The sequence below is a fragment of the Erythrobacter sp. NE805 genome (genome assembly GCF_046452355.1).
Taxonomy (GTDB): Bacteria; Pseudomonadota; Alphaproteobacteria; order Sphingomonadales; family Sphingomonadaceae; genus Erythrobacter.
The window spans coordinates 317,931-342,978 of sequence record NZ_JBKFDI010000003.1; the positions used below are offsets into that span (position 1 = coordinate 317,931).

Genomic DNA, 25,048 nt, shown 5'->3' on the forward strand with positions numbered 1-25,048 from the left:
CCCGCGCGAGGGGAGAACTCGCGCGGGGTCCTGCGACGGGAGGGTGTTCGCCCGCCTATGGCGCGGGCGCGTCGCTCCCCGCCGCGCCGGGCCGACCGCCAGTCGCCTCCGGCGTCGCCCGCATCGGCGAGGTGCCGGGCGCGTTGGTTTCGAGCCAGTCGTGGTGCTTCTGCACCGCCGGGATCGTCGCCTGGGCGAACTGGCGCAGCTCGGCCGTGTCGCCGCTCCCGGCATAGGACTTGAGCAGGTCGAGCGTCTCGCGGTGCCCGGCCATCTGCAGGTTGAGGTATTCCTGCTCGAACTCCCGCCCGTTGAGGCGGTTCAGGATCTCGAGCTGCGACTGCCGCGTCGCGTCGACCTTCGCGGGAAGATCGAGGCTCTTGCCGGAGTCCGCGATCGCCTTCCTGAGATCGGCCGAGGACTTGGTGTGATCGGCGATCATCATCTCGGCGAAGTCGCGCGTGGGGCCCGACTTCACCTTCTTGAGCGCGATCTTCGAGCTCTCGATCTCGAACATGTCGGAGACCGCCTGCCGCTGGGCGAAGTCCTGCGCGCTCGGCGCCTGGGCGGCGAAGGCCCCGCCCGCGTCGGCGCCGGCATCGGGCTGGGCGATCGCGGTGCCTTCATCCGCGCGCTCGGCCTCGGCCTGCTGGCCGCCGCAGGCGGTCGCCAGAAGGCTCGCGCCGATCAGTAGTGCCACTCGCATTGGTCATCCTTTCCACTCAGCGTCCCGCTCCTGCGGGGGAAAGGGCGCATTCTAGGCAGGGGTCAGGCGGGCGAACTCACATAGGCCACTGACCCACTTCACGCAGGTCGTGAGGGCCCGGACGGGCGAATCCTTGCCGAGTTTAAGGAACCCCCGGGGGTGCTCGCCGACAAGGGAGACGGGAGGAACGTAATGGAAAAGGTACGAAACTCATGGCAGTCCCGAGCGATACTTGCGAGCGCGCTCTTCCCGGTTTCTCGGAGGAGATGACCGCCTCGCTGCCGGCGCTGCGCAGCTTTGCGCGGTCGCTGTGCCGCCAGGCCGACATGGCCGAGGACCTGGTGCAGGAGACGATGGTGCGCGCCTGGTCGTCGCGCCACACCTTCCTGCCCGGCAGCAACTTCCGCCCCTGGCTGTTCACGATCCTGCGCAACCAGTTCTACAACGCGGTGCGCAAGCAGGGCCGCACCGTCACCTGGGAGCCCGAGGCGGCCGAGCGCCTGCTGGTGCAGGAGCCCGAGCAGGAGGCGCGCATTCACCTCGAGGACATCGAGGGCGCCTTGAGCCAGCTGCCGCGCGGCCAGCGCGAGATGCTGCTGATGATTGCGGGCGCGGGCATGACCTACGAGGAGGCGGCGCTCGCCGCCGACTGCAAGCTCGGCACGGTCAAGAGCCGCATCAATCGCGGGCGCGCCGCGATCCGCGCGATCATCGACGGCGCCGACGCGGTCTGCTGACCGCTCGCGCCGCCCGCGGCACGCAGACATGAACGGGCCCGCCTCTCGCGGAGAGAGGCGGGCCCGTATGCAGGGGGCACAGCGGATGTGCCTCGCTTGGATGCGCCCCCTGGATTGCGGCAGGACTACTGCGGCGTGGCCTCGGCCTTGTCCTCGATCTGCTCGGCCTTGCGGTCGGCCTGTTCGCGGACGGCATCGGCCTTGTCCTCCATCGCCTGCTCGGCATTGGAGTCCACGCCGTCGACGGTCGGGTCGAGGCTGTCGGCCTTGTCCTCCATCGCATCGGCCTTGGCCTCGCCCTGCTCCCGCACGGCTTCGGCCTGGTTCTCGGCCTTGTCCTCGGCCTGGTCCTGCGCGGAGTTGCACGCGGCAAGGCCGAGGGTCGCGGTCGCCATCACGGCGAGGATGAGGTGCTTCCTCATTCTCAGCGCACCGCGCCGCGACGGAACAGGTTGACGATCGCCAGCAGCACCAGCGCGCCGAGGAACGAGACGATCAGCGCGCTGATCGAGAAATCGCCCTGGGTGATCGTGCCGCCGCCGATCAGCGGGTTGATCAGGAAGCCGGCGATGAGCGCGCCCACGACGCCGACCACGATGTTGAGGAAGATGCCCTGCTGGGCGTCGGTGCGCATCACTTTGCTGGCGAGCCAGCCGAGGATGCCGCCGATGATGATGATCAGGATGAGGTTCATTGCTGTTCTCCTTGGCGGGAAGACCGCGGCCTCCGGGCGGCCACGATCGACGCGTTCAGGGGTGACAGGCTGGCGGCGATCCGCCCTCACCTAGGTTGACAACCATGCAACCGCGCATGGCCGCCGGAGCGCGTGTTTCACGTGAAACACGCAAGGGGCGGGGGTCTGCGGGGGGTCTGCCGGGGTCTGAGAGGGGTCTGGACGGGGTCTAGCGCCGCTTGAGGACGAGGTAGAGCGCGCCCTCGCCGCCGTGGCGGATGTGGGCGCGGCGCACCGCGGCGATCGCGTCGGCGTGGCGGCTCGCGGCGAGCCAGTCGAGGAGCTTGGCGCGGATCGCTCCCCGGCGCGCCATGCGGTCTGCGGGGTCGACCGGGCGCTCGCGGCCCGCCACCACCAGCACCACCCGCGCGCCCATCGCCCGCGCCTGGTCGAGCGCGCTCATCACCCTCTCGTAGGCGGTGTCGAGCGTGTGACCGTGGAGGTCGAGCGTCAGGTCCGGCTCCAGCCGCCCGGCCTTGACCCGGCGGTCCCAGTGGGAATCGAGGCCCGCATCGGGCGCGCGAGCAGGGGCGACCGTGGGGGTCTTAGGCAGGGGTGGACGGGGCCTCGGCGGGGTTTTCGCAGCCTTCGCCGAGGGATCGAAGGGGCTTGGCGGGTTCTTGGGAGCGGGCGGCTTTTGCAACGCCGGAGGAACGGGCCGCGTCTTGCCCGGCAGCGGATTCACGCTCGCGGCGAGGTGCGCCCAGGCCGCCTGTTCCCCGGTGGTGAGCCCCCGCGGCGGCCTCATCGCCGCGCAAGCCGCTCGGCTGCCACCTGCGGCAGGAGGACATAGGCCTGCCCCCGCCCGCTCATCCCGCCGGCGATGCGGCGCGCGTCCTCGCCCGCGCCCCAGAAGGTGTCGAAGCGGTTCGCGCCCTTGATCGCCCCGCCGGTGTCCTGCGCGATCCACAGCCCCGAGGCCTCGCGCCGGTCGAGATCGAGCCACACCGGTGCGCCGAGCGGCACGAAGGCGGGGTCCGCCGCCACCGAGCTCTCGCGCCGCACCGGCACCCCGAGCGCGCCCAAAGGCCCGTCGCCCTTCAGCTCCTGGAAGAAGATCCAGCTCTTGTTCTCGCGCATCAGCGCGCGGCCTTCCGCGGGGTGCTCGCGGATATAGGCCATGATCCCCTGCATCGAGCCCGAATACTGCCCCGGCCCGCTCCCCAGCAATCCGCGCTCGCGCATCACGCCGCCGATGCCGACATATTCGCGCCCGTTCTGACCGGCATAGCCGATGCGGATCACCTCGCCCTCCGGCGTCAAAAGGCGGCCCGAGCCCTGGATCTGGAGGAAGAAGAACTCGACCGGGTCCGCCGCCCAGGCGATCACCTGCGCCTTGCCCGCGAGCGCCCCGTCCTCGATCGCCGCGCGGTCGTGGTAGAGCACGAAGCGGCCCTGTTCGTCGTAGCGCCCGAGCGGCGGCCGCCCGGTGCGCTCGGAGGGCGCGACATCCTCGGGCCAGCCGCGCACGAGGTCGGTGGGCATGGCATAGACCGGCACCTCGAAGCCCGGGCGCCGGGTGCGGCTGCCGGCGATCTCGGGCTCGAAATAGCCGGTCGCGAAGGCCTTGCCGTCGCCGATCCGCACCGGGGTGAACTGCTCGGCGAAGAAGGCGCGCGCGCGGGCCGGCTCCCAGCCCCTTGCGGCGGTGCAGGCGGGCTGCCAGTCCTCGCGCCGGGTGAGCCCGCTCGCATCCTCGCGGGCGAGGAGCCGCGGGCAGGATTCGACGAAGCTCGCCAGCGCCGCGCGCGCGTCGGGGTCGGCAACGGCAAGCGCGGCGAGCGAGGGGCCGAGCGCCACTCCGGCGAGCACGGCATTGGCGGCGGCAGGCGCCACCGGGGCGGTCACGGCAGGCGGCGGAACCGATCTGCCGCAGCCGGCGAGGGCCAGCAGCATCGCAAAGGCAACAAACACGCGCATCGACGATCCCCCGAAGGCCAGACCGGCCGAGTGAATCAGCCTTCGTCGGTCTCGTCGAGCAGCCAGTTGGGATCGCGCGCCGAGACGTTGCGCGAGAAGGTCCAGACGTCGCGGCTCTCGATCGCATCGTCGAGCGAGCCGGCGATGACGTTACCATCCTTGTCGCGGGTCACGGCGGCAATGTCGGCGACGAACAGCAGCGCGATGCGCGCCATCCGCCCGTCGAGCAGGGCCGAGTGGAGGCGCACCTCCTCGATGCGAATGAGGGTGTTGTCCATCGTCTCGCCCGCCGCCTCGCGCGCGTCGATCGCGGCGATGAAGCCGGCGTAGACGTCATCGTCGCACAGCTCGCGCAGGGTCTCGCGGTCGCCGCGCCAGAACGCCTCGAGGATCATCCGGTAGGCGCCCTTCGCGCCGTCGAGGAACTGGGCGAGGTTGAACTTCGGATCGGCCGCGGCGATCTCGCGCAGGGCGCGCTCCACCGCGGGCATCACCCCGTCGAGCTCGGCAGGGCGCGGCGGTGCCACAGGGGCCGGGACGGCGGCGGGACGGATCGCGGGCTTCTCGTCCGAATCGAAGCGCTGCACCGCTGGCTCCTCCTCCTGCTCCGCGCGGCGTCCGAGCACCGAGTAGAGGCGCAGGCCGAGGAACGCGGCCACCATGGCGAGGAGAACGATTTCGAGCACTGCAACAATCCGATCATCGATCACGGCGCGCTCGCAGGGGGGAGCGCCGCGCCATCCAAGGGAACAACACACTGCCTTAAATAGGGCTTCATTACAATTCGCCAACGCCCGATAGGTTGCCGCGCGGGGCAAATCCGGCGAAGCGCCGCGCGCCCATGCCATTGCGGCGCCTGTCCGCCCCTGCTAGGCGGCCCCTCGCGACGCGCCGGGCGCAGCCGAATGCGCGCGGCGCACCACCTTTTACACTCTTTGAAAGACCGCGACGATCATGGCCGAAGAAGAAGGCGTCCTCACCAACCTCGATCTGGGCAGCGAAGAGGGGCCCAAGCCCAACGGTGCGGACACGCTCCCGGCGGTCGGGATCATCACCCAGTATGTGAAGGACCTCTCGGTCGAGAACCCGAGCGCGCCCGATGTCTACCAGTGGCCCGAGCCGCCGCAGATCGACGTGCAGTTCAACATCGGCGCCGAGCCGATCGGCAACGACGTGCACGAGGTGACGCTCAAGCTGACCCTCACCGCGACCTCGCAGCGCGGCACGATCTACATGGTCGACCTCGCCTATTGCGGCCTCGTCGGGATGCGTCACGTGCCCGAGGAACAGGCCCACGCCTTCCTCTATGCCGAGGCGCCGCGCCTGCTGTTCCCCTTCGCCCGCCGGGTCGTCGCCGACGCGGTGCGCGACGCGGGCTTCCCGCCGCTGATGGTCGATCCGGTCGACTTCAACGGCATCTACGCCCAGCAGCTCGCCGCGCGCCGTGCCGAGGAGGCCGCCGGGGGCGAGCCGATCAAGCCGGTCACGGGCAACGCCTGAGCTGAAGCGCCCGGGGGCGGGGCGAGGCCATGAGCCTTCTCAAGAACGTCGGGACGATCGGCGGGCTGACTGCGGTGAGCCGGGTGTTCGGCTTCGCGCGCGACATCATGCTCGCCCGCGTGCTCGGGGCGGGGCTGGCAGCGGACGCCTTCCAGCTCGCCTTCACCCTCCCCAACACCTTCCGCCGCCTGTTCGCCGAAGGCGCCTTCAGCGTCGCCTTCGTGCCGCTCTACAGCCGCGCGCTCCACGGCAATGACGGCGCGCCGGGGAGCGAGGCGGCGGCGGAGCGCTTCGCCAACGACGTGCTCGGGGTGTTCGTCTGGGTGCTGCTCGGCTTCACCGCGCTGTGCATGGTCGCGATGCCGGGGATCGTGTGGCTGCTCGCCCGCGAATACGCCGAGGTTCCGGGCAAGTTCGAGCTTTCGGTGTTCCTCAGCCGCGTGACCTTTCCCTATCTCGGGCTGGTCAGCCTCGTCGCGATGCTCTCGGGCCTGCTCAACGCGCGTTCGCGCTTCGGGCCGGGAGCGGCGGCGCCGATCCTCCTCAACATCTGCCTCATCTCGGGAATCCTGACGGGGCATTTCCTGCGCGGCGACAGCGGCGACGACGTGGTGGTGGTCCATGCGCTCGCCGCGGCGGTGTCGCTCTCGGGGGTCGCGCAGCTCGTCTACATGGCGTGGGAGACCCGCCGCGCGGGCGTGCGCCTCAAGGTGAGCGTCCCGCGCCTCACCCCCGAGGTGAGGAAGCTCGGGATGCTGATCCTGCCGGCGACCTTCGGGGCGGGCATCTACCAGATCAGCCAGCTCGTCGACACCTTCTTCGCGACCTCGCTCCCGCAGGGTTCGCTGACGCTGCTGAAGCTCGCCGACCGGCTCAACCAGATGCCGCTCGGGATCGTCGGGATCGCGCTCGGCACGGCGATCCTGCCGATGCTGAGCCGCCACATCCACACCGGCGAGAAGGAGGAGGCGCAGCGCTTGCAGGCGAACGCCTTCGAGATCGCGACCCTGCTCACCCTCCCCGCCGCCGCCGCGCTCGCGGTGTGTGCGCCGGCCTTCTGCACGGCCTTCTTCGTGGGCGGCAAGTTCACGCCTGCGGACGGCGCGATCATGGCGAACATCGTCGTCGCGCTCGTCGCGGGGCTGCCCGCCTACGTGATCGTCAAGGTGCTGAACCCCGGCTTTTTCGCCCGCGAGGACACCCGCACTCCGGTCTGGACCGCGCTCGCCTCGCTGATCTTCAACATCGCGGTCAACCTCTACGTCGTCGAGCGCTACGGCATCGTCGGCCTCGCGGGCGCGACGGCGGCCTCGGCGAGCCTCAACTGCCTGCTGCTCTACGCGATCCTCCATCGCCGCGGGTGGTTCCGATTCACTGGCGCGCTCGCCGGGAAGATCGCCCGCCAGCTCCTCGCCACCGCGGTGATGACCGGGGTGTTGTGGGTGCTGATGCCGCTGCTCGCCGACCACTACGGCGGGCCGTGGTTCGCCCGGATCTGGTCGCTGCTGGTGCTGGTCATCGCCGGGGGCGCGGTGTTCTTCGGCGCCGCCTTCGCGATTGGCGCGCTCGACAAGAGCCTGCTCGCCCAGCTACGGCGCAGGCGCCCGGCCCGCACCAAGGCCGATGACGAGATTCTGGAGGTCGAATAATATGCGCGTGGTTTCCGGCATCCAGCCGACCGGCAAGCCGCACCTCGGCAATTACCTTGGCGCGATCCGCAATTACGTGAAGCTCCAGGACGATGCGCAAGCGGTGGGCGGCGAGTGCCTGATCTTCATCGCCGACCTGCACGCGATCTCGATGCCGCACGATCCGGCGGAGCTCAGGTCCTCGACCCTCGAGCTGGTGGCGACGCTGGTCGCCTGCGGGCTCGATCCCGACAAGGCGATCCTGTTCAACCAGGCGCAGGTCCCGCAGCACCCCGAGCTCCAGTGGCTCCTCAACGGCACGGCCCGCATGGGCTGGCTGAACCGCATGACCCAGTGGAAGGACAAGGCGGGCAAGAACCGCGAGGGGCAGTCCGTGGCGCTGTTCACCTACCCGGTGCTCCAGGCCGCCGACGTGCTGCTCTACCAGGCGACCCACGTGCCCGTGGGCGAGGACCAGAAGCAGCACCTCGAGCTCGCCCGCGACATCGCGCAGAAGTTCAACAACGACTTCGCCTCGGAGGAGGCGCCGGTCTTCACCCTGCCCGAGCCGATCATCCCGGCGGAGGCCGCACGGATCATGTCCCTGCGCGACGGCGCGGCGAAGATGTCGAAGTCGGACCCTAGCGACATGAGCCGCATCAACCTTTCCGACGATGCCGACACGATGGCGCAGAAGATCAGGAAGGCGAAGACCGACCCCGAGCCGCTGCCCTCCGAGGAAGCGGGACTCGAGGGACGGCCCGAGGCGAAGAACCTCGTCGGCATCTACGCCGCGCTCGCGGGCCAGTCGGTCGGGGCGGTGCTCGGGCAGTATGGCGGGCAGGGCTTCGGCGCCTTCAAGCCCGCGCTCGCCGAGCTGCTGGTGGACAAGCTCGGCCCGATCCGCGACCGATTCGTGGCGCTGAAGGACGATACCGAGGCGCTCGACGCGATCCTCGCGCGCGGGGCGGCCAAGGCGCGCGAGCGCGGGACGCCGACGCTAAATGCCGCCTACCGCGCGCTCGGACTGGTGCGGCATTGAGCCAGCGCTTCGTCCGCGACGAACCGGGCCGCTTCGGCGGCAATATTCAAATAGCGTTCATGGGCGTGTAATAGGATATCGCGGGTAAGCGCCGTTGCTGTCATTGCAATGGTCTCCATCCAGAGGTTGTGCCATGCTCCGTTCCATGCCTTCGATCCGAACCTTCACCCTCGTCCTTCCCGTTGCCGCCGCGCTCGGCCTGTCGGCCTGCGCGACGCCCTTCAAGGCGGATGTCTCGCGTTTCGCCGTGCCGCTGCCCGCGCCGCAGGGCCAGACCTTCGCGGTCGTGGCGGAGGACCCCAAGCTCGCCGGCGGGCTCGAATTCGCGACCTATGCCAACGCCGTCGCCGCCGAACTGACCCAGCTCGGCTACACCCGCGCCGCCTCGCCCGAGAGCGCCGACATGCTGGTGCGCTTCGACTACCGCGTCGATGGCGGGCGCGAGCGGGTGCGCACCGACTTCAACGGCGCCGCCGGCTTCGGCCCCTGGGGCCGCTGGGGCGGCTGGGGTGGCTGGGGCGGCGGCTGGGGCTTCGGCTTCAACGATCCCTTCTTCGGCGGCCCCGACGTGCGCAGCTACACCGTCTACACCAGCGGCGTCGACGTGAAGATCGACCGCCGCGCCGACGGCCAGCGCCTGTTCGAGGGCAAGGCCGAGGCCGTGTCGCGCTCGAACCGCCTGCCGCGCCTCGTGCCGAACCTCGTGGACGCACTGTTCACCAATTTCCCCGGCAATTCGGGCGAAACCGTGCGCATTACCATCCGCGACGACGAAAAGACCGTGCGCCCCGCCGATTGATGGTGTAAGGCGGGCGCCAAGAGACCCTTGGACGGGAACAAAGAGAGGCGGCGCAGGGGATCGCGCCGCCTTTTTTGTTGCCCGTTTCCCGCCTATTCTCCGGCGCGTGAAGCGCATCGCCCTCGTTCTCGCCGGGTTCTGGCTCGCCGCGCCTGTCACGGCGTTCGCACAGAGCGATCCGGTGCCGCTCGCGCCCGAGACGTGGCAATGGAAGCCCCGGCTCTGCTACCACGAGCAGGGGTGCTACGACGAGGGCTCGGTGCGGGTCGCCCTCACCATCTCTCCCGAGGGCCGGGTGACGGGCTGCACCATCGTCGCAAGCAGCGGAAAGCCGAGGCTCGACGAGGACAGCTGCCGGCTCATGACCATTGCCGCGCGCTTCACGCCTGCGCGCGGCAGTCGGGGACGGGCGGTGCGGGGACGCTACGAAACCAGCGTCCACTGGAAGGTGCCCGAGACCGATGTGAGGGCGGGAGGGAGTTAGGCCCGCCCGCCCCCTGCGACCGTCACAGATCGGCGCCCTGCTCCGCGCGCTCGGCGCTCTGCACCCAGGGGAGGCGCGTGTAGCGCGCGGCGGCGCGGCGGCGGGTGGCGGTCTCGCCCTCGCGGCCGACGCCGTGGCGGTTGCGATGCTCGCGCAGCAACTGGGCAAGGAGCAGCTGGCCGAACGCCCAGTCCTCGATCCCCGACTCCGCGTTGATGTGCCCGATCGAGCCCGCATAGGCGAATGTCGCGCCCCAGTCGCTGGCGAGCGATCGCGCGGTGCGCAGCGAGCAGTATTGGTCGTTCTCGCTCGCCGCGAGGAAGGTCGGGAAGGGCAGCGCGCGGCGCGGTGTCGGGGCGAAGCGGGCGAGCCGCTCGTCGACGTTCTCGCGCTCGACATCGGGCGGCGCGACCAGCAGCGCGCCCACCACCGGGTTGCCGTAGCCGGGCTGCTCGTACTCCGCCCACCACGAGACCGCATGGCAGCCGAGCGAGTGCGCGACGAGGATCACCGGCCGGCGTGCGCGGTGCACCGCAAGGTTGATCTTGTTGACCCAGGTGTTGCGATGCGGATCGTCCCACATGCCGAGGTCCACCCGCTCGCAATCGGGCAACTGCCGCTCCCAGCGGGTCTGCCAGTGCTGCTCCCCGCTATTGTTGAGGCCGGGGACGAGAAGAATCAGCGGATCCTCGGCGAGCCGGGTCCTGTCGAGTTCGAGATGATGGGCCATGTCCTGCTCCAAGATGGGCGTTGATGACCGTCCATGTGTATGGTCCGACGGGACTCCACATAACTCAACCAATTCGATTGACAAGAGCCTGGCGGGGAATGCCGTGAATTTTGCGGCGAGTTGCGAGTGGAGCTATCTCCGCGTGCGCTTCCGCGTCAGGTCGATCTTGCTGACCTCAACTGACATCCTCGCCTCGTCATACCAGGCAAGAGCGTCGAAGGCCGCAGCGCGCAAGCGATGGTAATCGTCGAAAACGCACCAGTCGCCTTCGCGCCGCAGAGCAAATGCTTGGGTTGCGCCCGGGCATCGTACCGGAAACAGCGAGAGGGTGGCCTCGGTGCCGTCGGGACTACGGGAAATGCGGACAAGGCTGTATTGGTAGCCGGTGATGCCCTTATCACTGGCGATCGGCGACTCCATCAGGTAGGTCCGATCAGGCGCAGGCGGGATCTCGCCTTCCTCAATCGCAGGCTCCGGGTCCGAATGGAGCCTGTTCGTTTCCTCGCGCAGGAAATCAAACGCGAACTCTTGTCTCGGCGGGTCGCTCTTCTTGCTGGTGCTGACCACAAAACCGTAGGGCCCCGAGGCAATCGTCACCTTCTGTCCGTCTGCAACCTGCCCGTCAGCGACATAGGTGCCGTCGAGGCCAATGGGATCGCGCTCGGAAACCGGAATCAGCCGCGTCTCGGCCATCCACCCCTGACACCCGCCGAGCAGCAGTGAGACAACAGCGGCAAAGATCAGTCGCATCAGCATCGGCGGGCCCCTCCAGCGAATGGAAGCTAACCCATTGGACTGCCGACAGCAATCGGCCCTTCAGAGCCGCGCGTGCCCCCCGGTCGAGCCGAAGCCTCCTGCGCCGCGCTCGGTCGAGTCGAGTTCCTCGACCTCGTCCCATTCCGCCTGCACCACCGGGGCGAGGACCAGCTGGGCGATGCGGTCGCCGCGAGCGATGGCGAAGGGTTCCTGCCCGTGGTTGATGAGGATCACCTTCAGCTCGCCGCGATAATCCGAATCGATCGTGCCGGGGGTATTGGGCACAGAAATGCCGTGCTTGAGCGCGAGGCCCGAGCGCGGGCGGACCTGGATCTCGTAGCCTGCGGGGATCGCGAGCGCGAGGCCGGTCGCGACCGCGTGGCGCGCGCCGGGGGCGAGGGTCACCTCCTCGGCGCTCACCACGTCCATCCCCGCCGCGCCTGTCGTGGCATAGGCGGGGAGCGGCAGGCCCGCCCCGTGGGGCAGGCGCTTGACTTCGATCTTGATGCTCATTCGGCCGCTTCCGCCCGGAGGCTCGCGGCGATCCGCTCGACCAGCGCCATCGCGACCGCGGCCTTGGGCATCTCGTCGAGCACCTCGACCCCGTCGCCGCTGACGATGGTGACGCGGTTGTTGTCGCCGCCCATCACGTCACCCGAAACATCGTTGGCGACGATCCAGTCCGCGCCCTTGCGCTTGCGCTTGGCCTTGGCGTGTTCGAGCATGTTCTCGGTCTCGGCGGCAAAACCGATCACCAGTTCGGGGCGGCGCGGGGCGCCCGCGACATTGGTGAGGATGTCGGGGTTCTCGGTGAGCACGAGCGCGGGGGGGGCCGAGCCGCGCTTCTTGATCTTCTCGGCCCGGTACTCCTTGGGCCGCCAGTCGGCGACCGCGGCGACCATCACCGCAACATCGGCGGGGAGCGCCCGGCGCACCGCCTCGGCCATGTCGAGCGCGCTTTCGACGTCGATGCGGTGGACGCCCGCGGGGGTCTTCAAGGCGACCGGCCCGGCGACCAGCGTCACCCGCGCGCCCAATGCGGCGGCGGCGGCGGCGATCGCGAAGCCCTGCTTCCCGCTCGAGCGATTGGCGATGTAGCGCACCGGATCGAGCGCCTCCCAGGTCGGCCCGGCGGTGACAAGCACGTGGCGGCCTGCGAGCGGGCGATGGGTCGGCACCACGCCGAGCGCATCGCCCTCGGCCACTTCGCCGAACTCGACCTCGATGGCGTCGGGCACCGCGGGCGCGAGCAGTTCGGGCGCGGCCTTGCGCGGGTCGACGACGTGGTTGATCGCGGCAAGGTCGATCGGCGGAGCGGCGCCGGCCTTGCCCTTTTTCGCCAGCAGCGGCCCGGCAAGATCGGGATCGAACGCGGGCGCGGGCTCTTCCTCGGGGAGCGGCAGGCCCTCGAAGCCGGGATCGGGGAGGTCCTCGTACTCGGCCTCGATTTCCGCGTGGGTGCGCTTGGCGGTCGAGCGCGGGATGATCCGCGCGAAGAAGCCGCTGAGGCCGCCCTCGGGCTCGGCGACCGGCGCGTCGTCCTCCTCCTCGGGCTCGAGCGCCTCGACGTCGATGCGGGGCGCGGCGAGCAGCGGCTGGGAATCGGGCACCGCGATGCCGAAATGGCCCGCGACCTCGCGCCAGATCGCCTCGGGCTCGGGCAGGCGGCCATAGCCGAATTCGCCGCAGGCCATCGGGCCCTTGTCGGGGTGGAGCACGGTGACGCCCGCCGCGCGCAGCAGCTCGATGTTGCGCTGGGTCGCGGCGTGTTCCCACATCCGCACGTTCATCGCAGGGATCGCCATCACCGGCTTGTCGGTGGCGAGGATCAGCGTCGTCGCGAGATCGTCGGCAATGCCGTTCGCCATCTTGGCGAGCAAGTCCGCGGTCGCCGGGCACACCACCACGAGGTCGGCCTCGCGGCTCAATTGGATATGCCCCATCTCCGCCTCGTTCTTGAGGTCGAAGAGGTTGGTGTAGACCTGATTCTCGGAGAGCGCGGCGAGCGCCATCGGGGTGACGAACTGCTGCCCGCCCCTGGTGAGCACGCAGGTCACCTCGCCCCCGCCCTTGCGGATCAGGCGCACGAGCTCGCAGGCCTTGTAGGCCGCGATGCCGCCGCCGACCACCAGCAGGATGCGCGGGCCTCTGGAGGGCGCCGCCGCCTCAACGCTCATTCGCTTCTCGCCTTTCGCGGCCCTTCATCGCAGTCACGGACATAGTGCTTCGCGCGAGCCTTCGCAAAGTTTGGTTAAGTTTGCCTTGCGACGGCCCGCCCCAGTTCGAGGATCGCGCGCGGGGCGAAGGCGAGGCCGATGCCGTAGGCGGGCAGGGCCAGCTGCACCCAGTAGAAGTTCTCCGGCCGCGCGAACAGCGCGACCATCGTGGCGAGCCCGGCGAACCACAGCGCCGCGAACAGCCCGAGCCGACCGCCGAGCGACAGCCAGCCGAGGAGCGGCAGCACCGCGATCGCCGCCCCGAGGCTCACCGGCAGGAGCGCGAGGCCGGTGAGCCGCCACAGCGCCATGAGCGGCAGGCCGTAACCCGCCAAGGCGTCCCACCCCTGCGAGGCCGGATCGCCCGGCAGCCGCGCGGCCTCGACCGCGAGGGAGTGGAGCCCCATGCCTGCGGCGAAGAGCGCGAGCAGCGCGGCGACGGCGCCCGCTTCCCGCCAGCGCCGTGCGGCGAGCGCGAAGACGAGCCAGAGCAGGACGAAGGGCACCGCGAGCTCGCGCACCGCGAGCGCCGCCGCCGCCGCGATCAGCGCGGGCCACCAGCGCTCCGCGCGGTGGATCAGCAGCGCGAGCGTGAGCAGCAGCCCGGCGAGAAGCTCGTGGATCAGCCCGGCGAGCGGCACCGCCGCCGCCGCGCCGCCCAATGTCATGAGCACCAGCGCAGCGAGCCGCTCGGGCAGCGCCACCAGTGGGGCGAGTCGCAGCTGGAGCGCAAGCAGGCAGGCGGCGACAAGCGCCCATTCGAGGTATCGCACCCCGTCCACGCCGATCGCGGCCTGGAGCCACGCGAGCGTCGGCTGGCGCACCGCCACGAAGGGCCGGGTCGGGTAATTGTCGCGCCGCTGCTCGTCCATCGCGGAGGGGTAGTAGCCCTCGCCCGCCGCGACCCGCGCGGCGATGCGGGCGTAGAGCGCGAGGTCGCCGTCGCCCTTCGCAACCTCGGCCGGGCTGGCGGGCTTGGCGGCGAGGGTCGAGGGGTTCACCGCCCGCTCGGCGCGGTCGACCGGCGCGGTCGCGACCGCGGCCCAGGCCATCGCGGCGGCGAGAAGCGCCAGCACCAGTGCGGCGCCCCAGCGTGGCAGGCGCTTGAGCGGGCGGCCGAGCGCCTCCCACCGGGCGAGAAGCGTGTCTGCGCTCATCCCCGCCCCCCGGCCCGGATCAGCCGATCCAGCCAGCCGCCAGCGCGCCCCACACCGCGCCGCCGCCGAGCACCGCGGCCAGCACGTAGCCGAGCACCCCGCGCCCCTCGCGCTTGTCGGTGAACAGCACGATCTCGGGCAGCGGCGGCGGTTCGGGCGCGCCGCCCTTGGGCGGGAACATCTCCTCGACGCGGCGGATCAGGCCGGGGAGGCGCAGCAGCGTCTCGGTGTCCTGCTTCAAGCGGTCAGCGAGCGCGGCTTCCGGCCCCAGCTCGTCGCGGATCCACTCGCGCACATAGGGCGCGGCGGTGTCCCACATGTTGATGTCGGGGTTGAGCTGGGTCGCGATCCCCTCGACCATCACCATCGTCTTCTGGAGCAGCAGCAGGTGCGGCTGGGTCTGCATGTCGAAGTCGCGGGTGATCGCGAAGAGCCCGTCGAGCATCTGGCCGACCGAGAGCTCCTTGACCGGCTTGCCCCGCATCGGCTCGCCCACGGCCCTGAGCGCCGTCGCGAACTCGCCGACCGAGTGGTAGCTCGGCACATACTGCGCCTCGAAGTGAATCTCGGCGACGCGCTGGTAGTTGCCCGTCGTCAGGCCGTAGAGAATCTCGGCGAGCCATTGCCGCGCGCGGCGGTCGATGCGGCCCATGATCCCGAAGTCGATCGCGACGATGGTGCCGTCGTCCTCGACGAAGAGGTTCCCCTGGTGCATGTCGGCGTGGAAGAAGCCGGTGCTGATCGCCTGGGTGAGGAAGCTGATGACGAGCTTCTCGGAGATCGCCGCGAGGTCGTGCCCGCGCGCGCGCAGCTCCTCGACACGGCTGATCTTGATCCCGTCGATCCACTCGACCGTCATCACCCGCCCGTTGGTGCGGTCCCAGTCGACGTTCGGGATGCGGTAGCCGGGGACGCCCGCCATCTGCTCGGCGAGCTCGGAGGCGCTGGCCGCCTCGCGGCGCAGGTCGAGCTCGGAATTGGTCCAGCGCTTGAAGTTGGCGATGGTGAGCCGCGGGCGCAGGCGCGCGGCCTCCCCGCCCATCGCCTCGACATGGGCGGCGGCCCATTCGTAGGTCTGGATGTCGCGGGCGAACTTCTCGCGGATGCCCGGGCGCAGCACCTTGACCGCGACCTTGCGCCCGTCGGTGGTGACGGCGCGGTGGACCTGCGCGATGCTCGCCGCGCCGACCGGCTCGGGGTCGATCTCGGAAAAGAGGTTCTCGAGCGGCTGGCCGAAGCTGCTCTCGATCGCCGCGCGGATCTGCGCGAAGGGCACGGGCGGCAGGCTGTCCTGCAGGGACAGGAGGTTGTTCGCCGCTTCCTCGCCGACGAGGTCGGGCCGCGTCGCGAGGCTCTGCCCGAGCTTGATCGCCGCCGGGCCGATCGCGCGGAAGGCGCCCGCATAGTCGGGCTTGCCGCGCTTGCCCGTCAGTGTCGCGAGCCGCGCGAGGCGCACGAACTGGCGCACCGCGAGCGGCGCATTGGGGTCGTTCTCGATCCCCACCAGCGCACGCCGACGGGCAAGCGTCACGCCCCAGCGGAACAGGCGGGAGAGGTGAACGAGCGAGGAGGTCATGCCTGCGCCTCCCCTCCCGCTTGCGGGAGGGGCCGGGGGTGGGCAAGGAGGGCGGCGGCGGTCGCCCACCCCGCTGCGACTAGGCGCTGCGCGCCAAGTCTCGCTGCCCCTCCCGCAAGCGGGAGGGGTGGGTCAGTCACAGCGCTCAAATCTTCCACCCCGAGTGGATCGCCACCAGCCCGCCCATGATCGGCTCGACCTTCGTGTTGGCGAAGCCAGCCTGCCGGATCATCGCCTCGAAGGCCGGCATGGGCGGGAACTTGCGGATCGATTCGGCGAGGTAGCGGTAGGAGTCCGCGTCCCCGGCGATCGCCTGGCCCATGCGCGGCAGGAGGTGCTCGGAATAGAGGTCGTAGGCCTCCTTCAGCCCCGACCACTCGACCGTCGAGAACTCGAGGCAGAAGAACCGCCCGCCCGGCCTCAATACCCGCAGCGCCTCCTTGAGGGCGCGGTCGATATGGGTGACGTTCCGGATGCCGAAGGCGATGGTGTAGGCATCGAAGCTGTTCGAGGCGAAGCTCACCTCCTCGGCGTTCTGGCGGGTGAAGACAAGGCTGCCGTCCTCCTCGTCGAAACCACGCTCCAGCGCGCGCTCGGCGCCGACGTCGAGCATGTCCTGGTTGATGTCGGCGACCGTAATGTGCGCGCCCCTTGCCGCCATCCGGAAGGCGATGTCGCCGGTGCCGCCCGCCATGTCGAGGATCTGCTCGCCTGCTCTCGGCTTCACGCGGCGCACGAAGCGGTCCTTCCACAGCCGGTGCATCCCGCCCGACATGGCATCGTTCATGATGTCGTACTTCTTCGCGACGCTCGAGAAGACCTCGCCGACCTTGCGGGTCTTTTCCTGGGGGGTGACCTGCTGGTAGCCGAAGGAGACGGTTTCGTCGGTGGTATCGCTCATGCCCGGTTCCCTAGAAGGAATTGCCGCCAAGGCAAAGGGTGATAGGAGGACCGGGAAATGCCTGAACTCCCTGAAGTCGAAACGACCGTCCGCGGCCTTGCGCGGTTCCTCGAGGGCGAGCGGATCGCTCGGGTGACGCTCAACCGCGCCGACCTGCGCCGCCCGTTCCCCGCCGATCTCGTGCAGGTGATGACCGGCGCCACCGTGACCGCGCTCGGGCGGCGGGCGAAGTATGGCCTCATCCATCTCGACCGCGCCATGACGATGATCTTCCACCTCGGCATGAGCGGGCGCTGGCGGATCGATCCCGAGACGCCGGACGTTCACGACCACCTGCTGCTCGACACCGCCGCGCACCGCTTTGCCCTGTGCGACCCGCGGCGCTTCGGCTCGGTCGATCTCGTGCCGACCGACCGGCTGGAGGAGTGGCCGCAATTCGCCGCGCTGGGGCCGGAGCCGCTCGGGCCGGGGTTGACGGCGGCGCACCTCAAGGCGGCGCTCGCGGGCAAGGCCGTGTCGATCAAGCTCGCGCTGCTCGACCAGCGGATCGTCGCGGGGCTCGGCAACATCTATGTCTGCGAGGCGCTGTGGCGCGCCGGGATCAGGCCGACCAACCCCGCTGGCAAGGTGACGGGGCCGCAGCGCGCGCGGCTCGTGCCGGCGATCGTCGCAGTGCTCGAGGCCTCGATCCGCGACGGCGGCTCGACCTTGCGCGACTATGCCCGCCCCGACGGCGAGCTCGGCTACTTCGCCTCGAGCTTCGACGTCTACGGGCGCGAGGGCCAGCCCTGCCGGCGCGAGGACGGCGGCACCATCCGGCGCATCGCGCAGGGTGGGCGCAGCACGTGGTTCTGCCCGGTGTGCCAGAAGTAAGGGAGAATCGTTGACCTTCGGGCCGGTTCTCACTATGGGCGGCGCTTTCCGGCGGTCGGGCCTTGGCTCGCTCGCCCCTTTTCGAGCAACCCGACACGAGTTTTCCGGTCGCGCAGGCGGCCCGAACCAAACGCGAGACAGACACGAATTATGGCCAATACGCCGCAAGCCAAGAAGCGCATCCGCCGCAACGCCTCCCGCGCCGCCATCAACGGTGCGCGAATCAGCCGCATCCGCAGCTTCATCAAGAAGGTGGAAGCCGCGTGCGAAGCCGGCGACAAGGAAGCGGCCGCGGCGGCGCTCAAGGCGGCCCAGCCCGAAATGGCCCGCGGCGTCGCCCGCGGCGTGCTCCACAAGAACACCGTCGCGCGCAAGATGTCGCGCCTGACGCGCCGCGTCGCGGCGATCTGATTCGCTTAGGGCGAGCCAAAACTTATTATCCTGATTTAGGTTTTTCCGCGTAGCGCCGGAAACCTCACAGATGCCAAGGGCCGCGTTCGATGAGCGCGGCCCTTTTGCTTGCGCCCGACGACCCGGCAAGACCCTGCGCAAACCTCAGGATTCCCCGCGATTCGCGCGGTCCCAAGCAGATAATTGGAGCAATTCCAACGGTTTGAACGCAAGCCTGCGGGTCACACCTGAGTCAACAGGAATATTTCACTTTTTTTAAAATTCCGCGGTTGCGCTGAGGGCCCTCGCCTTCCTAACAAGAACCTCCACCCGGCGCGGGACAGTCCGGGTGCTTTTACAAACTGGCCGACAGGGGGGTTCCGCGGGATCGATGATTCCGCGGTGGGAAAGGCAGTGCCTGTCGCGAATGGGATCAAGATGCGTTGGCGCGGCCGCAGGGCCGTCGCGGACCTCGCGTGAATTGGGGATGAGCTTGTGCACAGGACTGACAAGGCGCGCACCGCGGGCCGCCAGGCAGACGAACATCTGATGGAGGATGCCGAAGCCGTTAATCTCGCTGCCGACTGGTCCGACATCAGTCAGGGTCTGCGCAAGGATCTGGGCCACCAGCTGCACAGCCAGTGGATCAAGCCGATCCAGCTCGGCGCCCTGAACCGCGAGTGCGGCACGCTCGACCTCTACCTGCCGACCGAGTTCTCGGCCAACTGGGTACGCGACCGCTTCCACGACCGGCTCCAGCTCGCCTGGAGCATTGCCCGCTCGGAAGTGCGCAAGGTCAACATCATGGTCCACCCGGGCCGCCGCCAGCTGCCCGACCTGCGCCTCGACGACGGCCGCCGCCCCGCCAATGACGGCGCGAGCGCCATCGCGATGGCCGCGGGGGCGCTGGGCGATGCGACCTTCACCTCCTCGGTGGGGCTCGACCCGTCGCTGACCTTCGCCGCCTTTGTCACCGGCGAGGCGAACATCCTCGCCTGCAATGCGGCGCAGCGCATGGCCGCGCTCGAACAGCCGCAGTTCTCGCCGCTCTACCTCAAGGCGGCGACCGGCCAGGGCAAGACCCACCTCCTCCACGCGATCGGCCACGGCTACCTCCACGCCCACCCGCGCGCGCGGATCTTCTACTGCTCGGCCGAGCGCTTCATGGTCGAGTTCGTGCAGGCGCTGAAGTCGAGCCAGACGATCGAGTTCAAGGCGCGCCTGCGCAGCTTCGACCTGCTGCTGGTGGACGACATCCAGTTCATCATCGGCAAGGCGAGCGCGCAGGAAGAGCTGCTCTACACGATCGACGCGCTGCTCGCGGAGGGCAAGCGGCTGGTCTTCGCCGCCGATCGCGCACCGCAGGCGCTCGACGGGGTCGAGCCGCGCCTCCTGTCGCGGCTGTCGATGGGCCTCGTCGCCGACATCCAGCCCGCCGACATCGAGCTCAGGAAGAAGATCCTCGTCAGCAAGCTGGTGCGATTCGCGCCGCTCAGCGTGCCCGAGGACGTGGTCGACTTCCTCGCCCGCACCATCACGAGGAACGTGCGCGAGCTGGTCGGCGGGCTCAACAAGCTCATCGCCTATGCCCAGCTCACCGGGCAGGACGTCTCGCTGCAACTCGCCGAGGAGCAGCTCACCGACATCCTCTCCGCGAACCGCCGCCGCATCACCATCGACGAGATCCAGCGCACCGTCTGCCAGTTCTACCGCATCGACCGCGCCGAAATGAGCTCCAAGCGCCGCGCCCGGGCGGTGGTGCGACCGCGGCAGGTGGCGATGTACCTCTCCAAGGTGCTCACCCCCCGCAGCTACCCCGAGATCGGGCGCAAGTTCGGCGGGCGCGACCACTCGACGGTGATCCACGCGGTGCGCCTCATCGAAGACCTGCGCCAGCGCGACGCCGACATGGACGGCGACGTGCGGAGCCTGCTGCGGCAGCTGGAGAGCTGATTCGCGCCCACCCCTGACCCCTCCCGCAAGCGGGGGGGGGGGGAATGGACGGCGCCTTCTTCTCCCCTCCCGCTTGCGGGAGGGGCCGGGGGTGGGCCCCGCCAAACGTCCACACCGTCTCACCGCAGTTTCGACAGGCCCTTCAACAGGGATGTCGACAGGCGGCGCACAGGCTGTAAACAGCCTTCCCATGCCTTCTCAGCCGCTTTCTCCCGAGCTCGTCGACCTGCCGCATGGCTGGGCGGGGGCCCTCATGCGCGGGGTAAAGGGCTGCTGCCCGCGCTGCGGCGCGGCGCCGCTGTTCGCCAAGTGGCTCAAGCCGGTCGAGGCCTGCGCGCATTGCCGGCAGGACTGGTCGCTCCAGCGCGCAGACGACTTTCCGGCCTATATCGGCATCTTCGTGGTCGGCCACCTGCTCGCGCCCGTCGTGATCGCGATGATCGCCACATGGCACCTCTCGGCCGCGCTCACGCTGGCGATCACCCTGCCTGTCGCGATCCTCATGCTGATCGCGATGCTCCAGCCCTCCAAGGGCGCGGTGATCGCCTTCCTGTGGTGGCAGGGGATCGGCGCCTTCCGGCAGGAGCGGCGCGGGGAGGACCACCCGCGTTGAGCCTTGGCAATGCACGACTCGAGCGCTTCGCGCGGCACATCGTGCTGCCCGAGGTCGGCGGCGCGGGGCAGGTGCGCCTCGCCGAATCGCGGGTGGCGGTGATCGGCCTCGGCGGGATCGGCTCGCCCGCCCTGCAATATCTCGCCGCGAGCGGGATCGGCCGCCTCGCGCTGGTCGACGACGACGTGGTCGACGTCTCGAACCTCCAGCGCCAGACGATCTTCACCACCCGCGACGTGGGCCACGGCAAGGCGGTCTCGGCGCGGCGCTGGCTGGCGAATTTCGACGATTCGCTGAGCGTCGACGTGTCCGACGCGCGGATCACCCCGGAGAACGCCGCGAGCCTGATCGCGGGCGCGGACCTCGTCCTCGACGGGACCGACAATTTCGCGACCCGCCTCGCGGTCTCGGACGCCTGCGTCGCGGCGGGCATCCCGTTGCTCTCGGCCGCCGTGGGCCGCTTCCAGGGCCAGGTCGCGGCCTTCGCGGGACACCTCGAGGGCGAGGCCTGCTACCGCTGCTTCGTCGGCGACGCCTTCGATGCCGAGGACTGCGACACCTGCGCGGACGACGGCATGCTCGGCGCGATGGCCGGGTGGGCGGGCACCTTTGCCGCGCTCCAGACGGTCAAGGTGCTGCTGGCGGGGGTCAGCGGCCTGGGCGCGCCGGGCTGGGGCCGCCTCCACGTGCTCGACGGGCTCGAACCCTCACTGCGCACGATCCGCATCGCCAAGGACCCCGCCTGCAAGGCCTGCGGCGCGCCCTAGGCCTCGCCCTGCCCTGCTGTCGCCACGGCGCGGCACGGAATGGCCGCCTGCCCGGAACATCGCCGCCGCCGCCGGGTCAGCCTGCCTCCACCCAAGGAGGCCAACATGCAGAATTTCGACATCGTCGGCGCCCTCGCCTTTGCCACGATCGGCATCGTGCTGGTGCTGGTCATCCTCTCGTGGCTGCGCGCCCGCAAGGCGCAGGCCCAGCACAAGGACGCCGCCGTCGCCCAGCGCGAGCGCATGGAGGACACCGGCACGCGCGCCGACGAACGCGCGGCGGATAGCCGCGAAGGGCTCCCCACCGATCGTGTTGCGCCGACCGACGGCGGCCGCAGCTGGAGCCAGGAGCGCGGCGCGAACCCGCCTACGCCGACGACCCGGACACCGCCCGACTGAGCACCTCATCGACCCAGCCGGGCACCAGCACGCTCGCCGGGCCGAGGCGGCTCTCGTGGAACAGGCGCGAGCCTTCCGAGGGCTCGAGATTGAGCTCGAGCGTGCGCGCGCCGCTCGCCCGGGCTTCCTGCACGAAGCCGGCGGCGGGGTAGACCGCACCGCTCGTCCCGATGGACACGAACAGGTCGCAGGCCTCGAGGGCCGCATAGATACGCTCCATCCGGTAGGGCATCTCGCCGAACCACACGACGTCGGGGCGCAGGCTTGGCGCGTGGCAGACCGGGCACGGTGGGCGGTCGATCATCGTCTCCTCCCAGCGACTGCGCATTCCGCAGGAGGTGCACAGCGCACTCTTCAGCTCGCCGTGCATGTGCAGGACGCGCTGCGATCCGCCGCGCTCGTGGAGATCGTCGACGTTCTGGGTGACCAGCAGCAGCTCGCCGGGAAATTCGCGCTCCAGCTGGGCAAGGGCCTCGTGAGCGGGATTGGGGCCGACCTTCGCCAGCCCCGCGCGCCGCATGTCGTAGAAGCCGAGCACGAGGTCGGGATCGCGCGCGAAGCCCTCGGGCGTGGCGACATCCTCCACCCGGTGCTGCTCCCACAGCCCGCCCGCCGAGCGGAAGGTGTCGATCCCGCTCTCGGCCGAGATCCCGGCACCGGTGAGGATGACGATGCTACCGGGCGTGTTCATGCTTCCATCCGTTCGTCCTGAGCTTGCCAAGGGACTGCACTTCCTTGGCAACCCAGCTAAAGGGAAATACGGCCCTTCGACAAGCTCAGGGCGAACGGAGTTGAGTGGATGCTGCAATTCGGGGTGATCGGGCACAAGGGCCGGATGGGCCGCGCGCTGGAGGCGGCGATCGCCGATGCGGGGCACGCGCTGTGCGTCGGCGTCGATGCCGGCGGGAGTATCGCGCCCCATGCCGCGCAGTGCGACGTCCTGATCGACTTCTCGGCGCCCGACGCGCTCGCGGCGAACCTCGCGGCGGCGCGCGCGGCGGGCAAGCCTATCGTGGTCGGCACCACCGGGCTCGAGGAGCCGCACTTCGTCAGCCTCGCCGAGGCCGCGCGCGCCGTGCCGGTGCTGCAATCGGGGAACTTCTCATTGGGCGTCACGCTGCTCGCGCACCTCGTGCACGAGGCGGCGGCGCGGCTCGGGAGCGACTGGGACATCGAGGTGCTCGAGATGCACCACCGCATGAAGGTCGACGCGCCCTCGGGCACCGCCAAACTGCTGGGCGAGGCGGCGGCGGCCGGGCGCGGCATCGCGCTCGCCGAGAACATGGAGAGCGGCCGCCACGGCATGACGGGCGCGCGCGCGGCAGGCGCGATCGGCTTCGCGACCCTGCGCGGCGGCACCGTCGCGGGCGAGCACTCGGTGATCTTCGCCGGCAGCGAGGAGCGCCTCGTGCTGTCGCACTCGGCGGAAAACCGCATGATCTTCGCCCGCGGTGCGGTGAAGGCGGCCGAGTGGCTCGCCGGCCAGCCCGCCGGGCGCTACGGCATGAACGACGTGCTCGGGCTGTGACTTGGGGGAGCAATGAATGGGCCGCAAGTTTGAAGTTGATGAAGAGTCATTGCCGTATTTGCCGGGCATGATGCTCGCCATTGTCGAGGCATTAAAAGATCTTGGTGGATCAGCAACAATACATGAACTTGATGAAAAAGTGGTTGAACTCGAAGGCGTCACTGAGATTGAACAATCTTATCAGATGAAAGGATTTGATAATAGGCCGCGGGTCAATTATTATCTTGCTTGGGCGAGAACATATTTAAAGAGGGGCGGCGCAGTCAAGAACTCTGCTAGGGGTGTATGGGCACTTACCGATCAAGGTCAGGCCCTTCAAACTATACAGGAAACCCAAGCAATTTATGATCAGGTGGGGCTGGAAGAACGCGAGAAGGCGAGGCAGAAACGCCTTGCCCAAAAGAACGCCGCCCCTCTGATTGAGGAACCCGATAACGAGGGGCCAGATGACGGCGAAGATTGGAAACGAAAGCTGCTGAGCGTTCTTGGCGCAATGCATCCAAGCGCTTTTGAGCGCTTGTCTCAACGTCTGCTTCGTGAGGCTGGCTTCACCAAAGTGGAAGTCCGCGGCAAATCCAATGATGGTGGCATTGATGGGCTTGGCGTGTTGCGCGTAAATCTAGTGTCGTTTCAGGTTTACTTTCAATGCAAGCGCTGGGTCGGAAGCGTGGCCTCCAAGGAAATTCGTGACTTCCGCGGTGCAGTTCAAGGGCGCGCCGATAAAGGGCTCTTCATCACGACCGGCCATTTCACGAGCCAAGCATCAGATGAGGCGACTAGAGATGGGGCCATTGCAATCGACCTGATCGATGGTGATCGACTCTGTGATCTGCTGAAAGAGAACCGCTTGGGTGTGTCGACTGAAATGATCGAACGAGTAATCGTCGACGCTGATTGGTTCAGCAGCGTCTAAACCATATGACCCGCGACCAGATCTTCGAATTCTTCCGCCGGCTTGCCGAGGACAACCCCTCGCCCCAGACCGAGCTGGAATATGGCAATGCCTACCAGCTGCTCGTCGCCGTCACGCTGTCCGCGCAGGCGACCGATGTCGGGGTGAACAAGGCGACCCGGGCGCTGTTCCGGAAGGTCGAGGCGCCGCATCAGATGCTGGCGCTGGGCGAGGAGGGATTGAAGGAGCACATCAAGACCATCGGCCTGTTCAATTCCAAGGCCAGGAACGTCATCGCCCTCTCGCAGATCCTCGTCGATGAGCATGGCGGGCAGGTGCCCGGCAGCCGCGATGCGCTGGTGAGGCTCCCCGGCGTGGGCCGCAAGACCGCCAATGTCGTGCTCAATTGCTGGTTCGGGCAGGAAACCTTTGCGGTCGACACCCACATCTTCCGCCTCTCCAACCGCACCGGGATGGCCAAGGGCAAGACCCCCGAGGCTGTCGAGGCGAAGCTCGAAAAGCGCGTGCCTCAGCCCTTCCGGCGGGATTCGCACCACTGGATGATCCTCCACGGGCGCTATGTCTGCAAGGCGCGCACCCCGGAGTGCTGGCGCTGCAAGGTCTGTGACCTGTGCAGCTACCGGAAGAAGGTGATGGAGCCTCCCAAGGGCCGCGGCGCTGCCGAGCTGGAAGCCAGCGTGGATTAAGGCGCCGTTCAAGCGCGCGGGCGATCATGGGCGCGCTTCCC

The 25,048-nt window shown here is 69.1% G+C and carries 29 protein-coding genes; 15 read left to right on the forward strand and 14 right to left on the reverse strand.

Annotated elements, in window-relative coordinates:
- Positions 1-55: 55 nt before the first annotated feature.
- Positions 56-700, reverse strand: coding sequence for a DUF4142 domain-containing protein (locus ACLBKU_RS13050; RefSeq protein ID WP_410179988.1), 645 nt, complete (start codon positions 698-700; stop codon positions 56-58).
- 272 nt (positions 701-972) lie between these two features.
- Here ACLBKU_RS13050 and ACLBKU_RS13055 point away from each other — a divergent pair, with 272 nt between their 5' ends.
- A complete protein-coding gene (locus tag ACLBKU_RS13055; protein WP_410179989.1) occupies positions 973-1,443 on the forward strand; it encodes a sigma-70 family RNA polymerase sigma factor in 471 nt (156 codons plus the stop codon).
- A 125-nt stretch (positions 1,444-1,568) separates the two neighbouring features.
- On the opposite strand, the gene ACLBKU_RS13060 is transcribed toward ACLBKU_RS13055, so the two are convergent.
- The 5 genes from ACLBKU_RS13060 to ACLBKU_RS13080 form a co-directional block, all read right to left on the reverse strand.
- Complete coding sequence (locus ACLBKU_RS13060; RefSeq protein ID WP_410179990.1) at positions 1,569-1,865, reverse strand: hypothetical protein; 297 nt, start codon at positions 1,863-1,865, stop codon at positions 1,569-1,571.
- A gap of 2 nt (positions 1,866-1,867) precedes the next feature.
- Positions 1,868-2,137 carry a GlsB/YeaQ/YmgE family stress response membrane protein gene (locus ACLBKU_RS13065; RefSeq protein WP_410179991.1) on the reverse strand — a complete coding sequence of 90 codons (270 nt, stop codon included), beginning with the start codon at positions 2,135-2,137 and terminating at the stop codon, positions 1,868-1,870.
- A 208-nt stretch (positions 2,138-2,345) separates the two neighbouring features.
- Positions 2,346-2,924: a Smr/MutS family protein gene (locus ACLBKU_RS13070; protein ID WP_410179992.1), complete on the reverse strand. Its 579-nt coding sequence runs from the start codon at positions 2,922-2,924 to the stop codon at positions 2,346-2,348.
- Positions 2,921-4,096, reverse strand: a complete 1,176-nt coding sequence (locus tag ACLBKU_RS13075; protein ID WP_410179993.1) for a murein transglycosylase A — start codon at positions 4,094-4,096, stop codon at positions 2,921-2,923. Before ACLBKU_RS13075 ends, ACLBKU_RS13070 begins: the two co-directional genes overlap by 4 nt.
- Before the next feature lie 35 nt (positions 4,097-4,131).
- Positions 4,132-4,758: a Tim44/TimA family putative adaptor protein gene (locus tag ACLBKU_RS13080; protein ID WP_410180182.1), complete on the reverse strand. Its 627-nt coding sequence runs from the start codon at positions 4,756-4,758 to the stop codon at positions 4,132-4,134.
- 292 nt (positions 4,759-5,050) lie between these two features.
- On the opposite strand from ACLBKU_RS13080, the gene secB reads away from it, so the two are divergent.
- The 5 genes from secB (at position 5,051) to ACLBKU_RS13105 (ending at position 9,549) form a co-directional block, all read left to right on the forward strand.
- Complete coding sequence (secB, locus tag ACLBKU_RS13085) at positions 5,051-5,596, forward strand: protein-export chaperone SecB (RefSeq protein WP_410179994.1); 546 nt, start codon at positions 5,051-5,053, stop codon at positions 5,594-5,596.
- A 29-nt stretch (positions 5,597-5,625) separates the two neighbouring features.
- Complete coding sequence (murJ, locus tag ACLBKU_RS13090) at positions 5,626-7,245, forward strand: murein biosynthesis integral membrane protein MurJ (RefSeq protein ID WP_410179995.1); 1,620 nt, start codon at positions 5,626-5,628, stop codon at positions 7,243-7,245.
- A 1-nt stretch (position 7,246) separates the two neighbouring features.
- Positions 7,247-8,266, forward strand: a complete 1,020-nt coding sequence (gene trpS, locus ACLBKU_RS13095; RefSeq protein ID WP_410179996.1) for a tryptophan--tRNA ligase — start codon at positions 7,247-7,249, stop codon at positions 8,264-8,266.
- 133 nt (positions 8,267-8,399) lie between these two features.
- Positions 8,400-9,065 carry a DUF4136 domain-containing protein gene (locus tag ACLBKU_RS13100; RefSeq protein ID WP_410179997.1) on the forward strand — a complete coding sequence of 222 codons (666 nt, stop codon included), beginning with the start codon at positions 8,400-8,402 and terminating at the stop codon, positions 9,063-9,065.
- A gap of 106 nt (positions 9,066-9,171) precedes the next feature.
- Positions 9,172-9,549, forward strand: a complete 378-nt coding sequence (locus ACLBKU_RS13105; RefSeq protein ID WP_410179998.1) for an energy transducer TonB — start codon at positions 9,172-9,174, stop codon at positions 9,547-9,549.
- 22 nt (positions 9,550-9,571) lie between these two features.
- Here ACLBKU_RS13105 and ACLBKU_RS13110 read toward each other — a convergent pair whose 3' ends face one another.
- From ACLBKU_RS13110 to ACLBKU_RS13140, 7 genes are all read right to left on the reverse strand, one after another.
- Positions 9,572-10,279 (reverse strand): RBBP9/YdeN family alpha/beta hydrolase, encoded by a 708-nt coding sequence (locus ACLBKU_RS13110; protein ID WP_410179999.1) that lies wholly within the window; start codon positions 10,277-10,279, stop codon positions 9,572-9,574.
- A 132-nt stretch (positions 10,280-10,411) separates the two neighbouring features.
- A complete protein-coding gene (locus tag ACLBKU_RS13115; protein WP_410180000.1) occupies positions 10,412-11,035 on the reverse strand; it encodes a hypothetical protein in 624 nt (207 codons plus the stop codon).
- 60 nt (positions 11,036-11,095) lie between these two features.
- Entirely contained in the window at positions 11,096-11,548 is a 453-nt protein-coding gene (gene dut / locus ACLBKU_RS13120; RefSeq protein WP_410180001.1) for a dUTP diphosphatase, read from the reverse strand.
- Positions 11,545-13,212, reverse strand: coding sequence for a bifunctional phosphopantothenoylcysteine decarboxylase/phosphopantothenate synthase (locus tag ACLBKU_RS13125; RefSeq protein ID WP_410180002.1), 1,668 nt, complete (start codon positions 13,210-13,212; stop codon positions 11,545-11,547). The genes dut and ACLBKU_RS13125 overlap by 4 nt, the downstream gene beginning before the upstream one ends.
- A gap of 74 nt (positions 13,213-13,286) precedes the next feature.
- On the reverse strand, positions 13,287-14,408 hold the full coding sequence (locus ACLBKU_RS13130; protein ID WP_410180003.1) for a hypothetical protein: 1,122 nt from the start codon (positions 14,406-14,408) through the stop codon (positions 13,287-13,289).
- A gap of 19 nt (positions 14,409-14,427) precedes the next feature.
- Positions 14,428-15,984 carry a 2-polyprenylphenol 6-hydroxylase gene (ubiB, locus tag ACLBKU_RS13135; protein WP_410180004.1) on the reverse strand — a complete coding sequence of 519 codons (1,557 nt, stop codon included), beginning with the start codon at positions 15,982-15,984 and terminating at the stop codon, positions 14,428-14,430.
- A gap of 145 nt (positions 15,985-16,129) precedes the next feature.
- Positions 16,130-16,885: a class I SAM-dependent methyltransferase gene (locus ACLBKU_RS13140; RefSeq protein WP_410180005.1), complete on the reverse strand. Its 756-nt coding sequence runs from the start codon at positions 16,883-16,885 to the stop codon at positions 16,130-16,132.
- Positions 16,886-16,942: 57 nt separating this feature from the next.
- Between ACLBKU_RS13140 and mutM the strand changes: the two genes are divergently transcribed.
- The 6 genes from mutM to ACLBKU_RS13170 all read left to right on the forward strand — a co-directional run bounded on the left by mutM (position 16,943) and on the right by ACLBKU_RS13170 (position 21,880).
- The gene (mutM, locus tag ACLBKU_RS13145; protein ID WP_410180006.1) at positions 16,943-17,758 is read left to right on the forward strand and encodes a bifunctional DNA-formamidopyrimidine glycosylase/DNA-(apurinic or apyrimidinic site) lyase; all 816 of its coding nucleotides are present in this window, start codon (positions 16,943-16,945) and stop codon (positions 17,756-17,758) included.
- A 150-nt stretch (positions 17,759-17,908) separates the two neighbouring features.
- A complete protein-coding gene (gene rpsT, locus ACLBKU_RS13150; protein ID WP_410180007.1) occupies positions 17,909-18,169 on the forward strand; it encodes a 30S ribosomal protein S20 in 261 nt (86 codons plus the stop codon).
- A gap of 528 nt (positions 18,170-18,697) precedes the next feature.
- Positions 18,698-20,101: a chromosomal replication initiator protein DnaA gene (gene dnaA, locus ACLBKU_RS13155; RefSeq protein ID WP_410180183.1), complete on the forward strand. Its 1,404-nt coding sequence runs from the start codon at positions 18,698-18,700 to the stop codon at positions 20,099-20,101.
- Positions 20,102-20,291: 190 nt separating this feature from the next.
- Entirely contained in the window at positions 20,292-20,714 is a 423-nt protein-coding gene (locus tag ACLBKU_RS13160; protein WP_410180008.1) for a DUF983 domain-containing protein, read from the forward strand.
- On the forward strand, positions 20,711-21,481 hold the full coding sequence (locus tag ACLBKU_RS13165; RefSeq protein WP_410180009.1) for a HesA/MoeB/ThiF family protein: 771 nt from the start codon (positions 20,711-20,713) through the stop codon (positions 21,479-21,481). The genes ACLBKU_RS13160 and ACLBKU_RS13165 overlap by 4 nt, the downstream gene beginning before the upstream one ends.
- 105 nt (positions 21,482-21,586) lie before the next feature.
- Entirely contained in the window at positions 21,587-21,880 is a 294-nt protein-coding gene (locus ACLBKU_RS13170) for a hypothetical protein (RefSeq protein WP_410180010.1), read from the forward strand.
- Here ACLBKU_RS13170 and ACLBKU_RS13175 read toward each other — a convergent pair.
- On the reverse strand, positions 21,849-22,571 hold the full coding sequence (locus ACLBKU_RS13175; RefSeq protein ID WP_410180011.1) for an NAD-dependent deacylase: 723 nt from the start codon (positions 22,569-22,571) through the stop codon (positions 21,849-21,851). The genes ACLBKU_RS13170 and ACLBKU_RS13175 overlap by 32 nt on opposite strands.
- Before the next feature lie 108 nt (positions 22,572-22,679).
- Between ACLBKU_RS13175 and dapB the strand changes: the two genes are divergently transcribed.
- Genes dapB through nth form a run of 3 tightly spaced genes read left to right on the forward strand, consistent with a single transcriptional unit; the run spans position 22,680 to position 25,007 of the window.
- Positions 22,680-23,408 carry a 4-hydroxy-tetrahydrodipicolinate reductase gene (gene dapB / locus ACLBKU_RS13180; protein WP_410180012.1) on the forward strand — a complete coding sequence of 243 codons (729 nt, stop codon included), beginning with the start codon at positions 22,680-22,682 and terminating at the stop codon, positions 23,406-23,408.
- Positions 23,409-23,424: 16 nt separating this feature from the next.
- Positions 23,425-24,321 (forward strand): restriction endonuclease, encoded by an 897-nt coding sequence (locus ACLBKU_RS13185; protein ID WP_410180013.1) that lies wholly within the window; start codon positions 23,425-23,427, stop codon positions 24,319-24,321.
- Positions 24,322-24,326: 5 nt separating this feature from the next.
- A complete protein-coding gene (gene nth, locus ACLBKU_RS13190; protein ID WP_410180014.1) occupies positions 24,327-25,007 on the forward strand; it encodes an endonuclease III in 681 nt (226 codons plus the stop codon).
- The last annotated feature ends 41 nt before the right edge of the window (positions 25,008-25,048 follow it).

What these genes read in the sequence shown, in the direction of transcription:
- ACLBKU_RS13055 (WP_410179989.1), top strand. Translation starts at nt 973, where the DNA reads ATGACCGCCTCGCTGCCGGCGCTGCGCAGCTTTGCGCGGTCGCTGTGC.
- ACLBKU_RS13060 (WP_410179990.1), bottom strand. Translation starts at nt 1,865, where the DNA reads ATGAGGAAGCACCTCATCCTCGCCGTGATGGCGACCGCGACCCTCGGC.
- ACLBKU_RS13065 (WP_410179991.1), bottom strand. Translation starts at nt 2,137, where the DNA reads ATGAACCTCATCCTGATCATCATCATCGGCGGCATCCTCGGCTGGCTC.
- ACLBKU_RS13070 (WP_410179992.1), bottom strand. Translation starts at nt 2,924, where the DNA reads ATGAGGCCGCCGCGGGGGCTCACCACCGGGGAACAGGCGGCCTGGGCG.
- ACLBKU_RS13075 (WP_410179993.1), bottom strand. Translation starts at nt 4,096, where the DNA reads ATGCGCGTGTTTGTTGCCTTTGCGATGCTGCTGGCCCTCGCCGGCTGC.
- ACLBKU_RS13080 (WP_410180182.1), bottom strand. Translation starts at nt 4,758, where the DNA reads ATGGTGGCCGCGTTCCTCGGCCTGCGCCTCTACTCGGTGCTCGGACGC.
- secB (WP_410179994.1), top strand. Translation starts at nt 5,051, where the DNA reads ATGGCCGAAGAAGAAGGCGTCCTCACCAACCTCGATCTGGGCAGCGAA.
- murJ (WP_410179995.1), top strand. Translation starts at nt 5,626, where the DNA reads ATGAGCCTTCTCAAGAACGTCGGGACGATCGGCGGGCTGACTGCGGTG.
- trpS (WP_410179996.1), top strand. Translation starts at nt 7,247, where the DNA reads ATGCGCGTGGTTTCCGGCATCCAGCCGACCGGCAAGCCGCACCTCGGC.
- ACLBKU_RS13100 (WP_410179997.1), top strand. Translation starts at nt 8,400, where the DNA reads ATGCTCCGTTCCATGCCTTCGATCCGAACCTTCACCCTCGTCCTTCCC.
- ACLBKU_RS13110 (WP_410179999.1), bottom strand. Translation starts at nt 10,279, where the DNA reads ATGGCCCATCATCTCGAACTCGACAGGACCCGGCTCGCCGAGGATCCG.
- ACLBKU_RS13115 (WP_410180000.1), bottom strand. Translation starts at nt 11,035, where the DNA reads ATGCTGATGCGACTGATCTTTGCCGCTGTTGTCTCACTGCTGCTCGGC.
- dut (WP_410180001.1), bottom strand. Translation starts at nt 11,548, where the DNA reads ATGAGCATCAAGATCGAAGTCAAGCGCCTGCCCCACGGGGCGGGCCTG.
- ACLBKU_RS13125 (WP_410180002.1), bottom strand. Translation starts at nt 13,212, where the DNA reads ATGAGCGTTGAGGCGGCGGCGCCCTCCAGAGGCCCGCGCATCCTGCTG.
- ACLBKU_RS13130 (WP_410180003.1), bottom strand. Translation starts at nt 14,408, where the DNA reads ATGAGCGCAGACACGCTTCTCGCCCGGTGGGAGGCGCTCGGCCGCCCG.
- ubiB (WP_410180004.1), bottom strand. Translation starts at nt 15,984, where the DNA reads ATGACCTCCTCGCTCGTTCACCTCTCCCGCCTGTTCCGCTGGGGCGTG.
- ACLBKU_RS13140 (WP_410180005.1), bottom strand. Translation starts at nt 16,885, where the DNA reads ATGAGCGATACCACCGACGAAACCGTCTCCTTCGGCTACCAGCAGGTC.
- mutM (WP_410180006.1), top strand. Translation starts at nt 16,943, where the DNA reads ATGCCTGAACTCCCTGAAGTCGAAACGACCGTCCGCGGCCTTGCGCGG.
- rpsT (WP_410180007.1), top strand. Translation starts at nt 17,909, where the DNA reads ATGGCCAATACGCCGCAAGCCAAGAAGCGCATCCGCCGCAACGCCTCC.
- dnaA (WP_410180183.1), top strand. Translation starts at nt 18,698, where the DNA reads ATGGAGGATGCCGAAGCCGTTAATCTCGCTGCCGACTGGTCCGACATC.
- ACLBKU_RS13160 (WP_410180008.1), top strand. Translation starts at nt 20,292, where the DNA reads ATGCCTTCTCAGCCGCTTTCTCCCGAGCTCGTCGACCTGCCGCATGGC.
- ACLBKU_RS13170 (WP_410180010.1), top strand. Translation starts at nt 21,587, where the DNA reads ATGCAGAATTTCGACATCGTCGGCGCCCTCGCCTTTGCCACGATCGGC.
- ACLBKU_RS13175 (WP_410180011.1), bottom strand. Translation starts at nt 22,571, where the DNA reads ATGAACACGCCCGGTAGCATCGTCATCCTCACCGGTGCCGGGATCTCG.
- dapB (WP_410180012.1), top strand. Translation starts at nt 22,680, where the DNA reads ATGCTGCAATTCGGGGTGATCGGGCACAAGGGCCGGATGGGCCGCGCG.
- ACLBKU_RS13185 (WP_410180013.1), top strand. Translation starts at nt 23,425, where the DNA reads ATGGGCCGCAAGTTTGAAGTTGATGAAGAGTCATTGCCGTATTTGCCG.
- nth (WP_410180014.1), top strand. Translation starts at nt 24,327, where the DNA reads ATGACCCGCGACCAGATCTTCGAATTCTTCCGCCGGCTTGCCGAGGAC.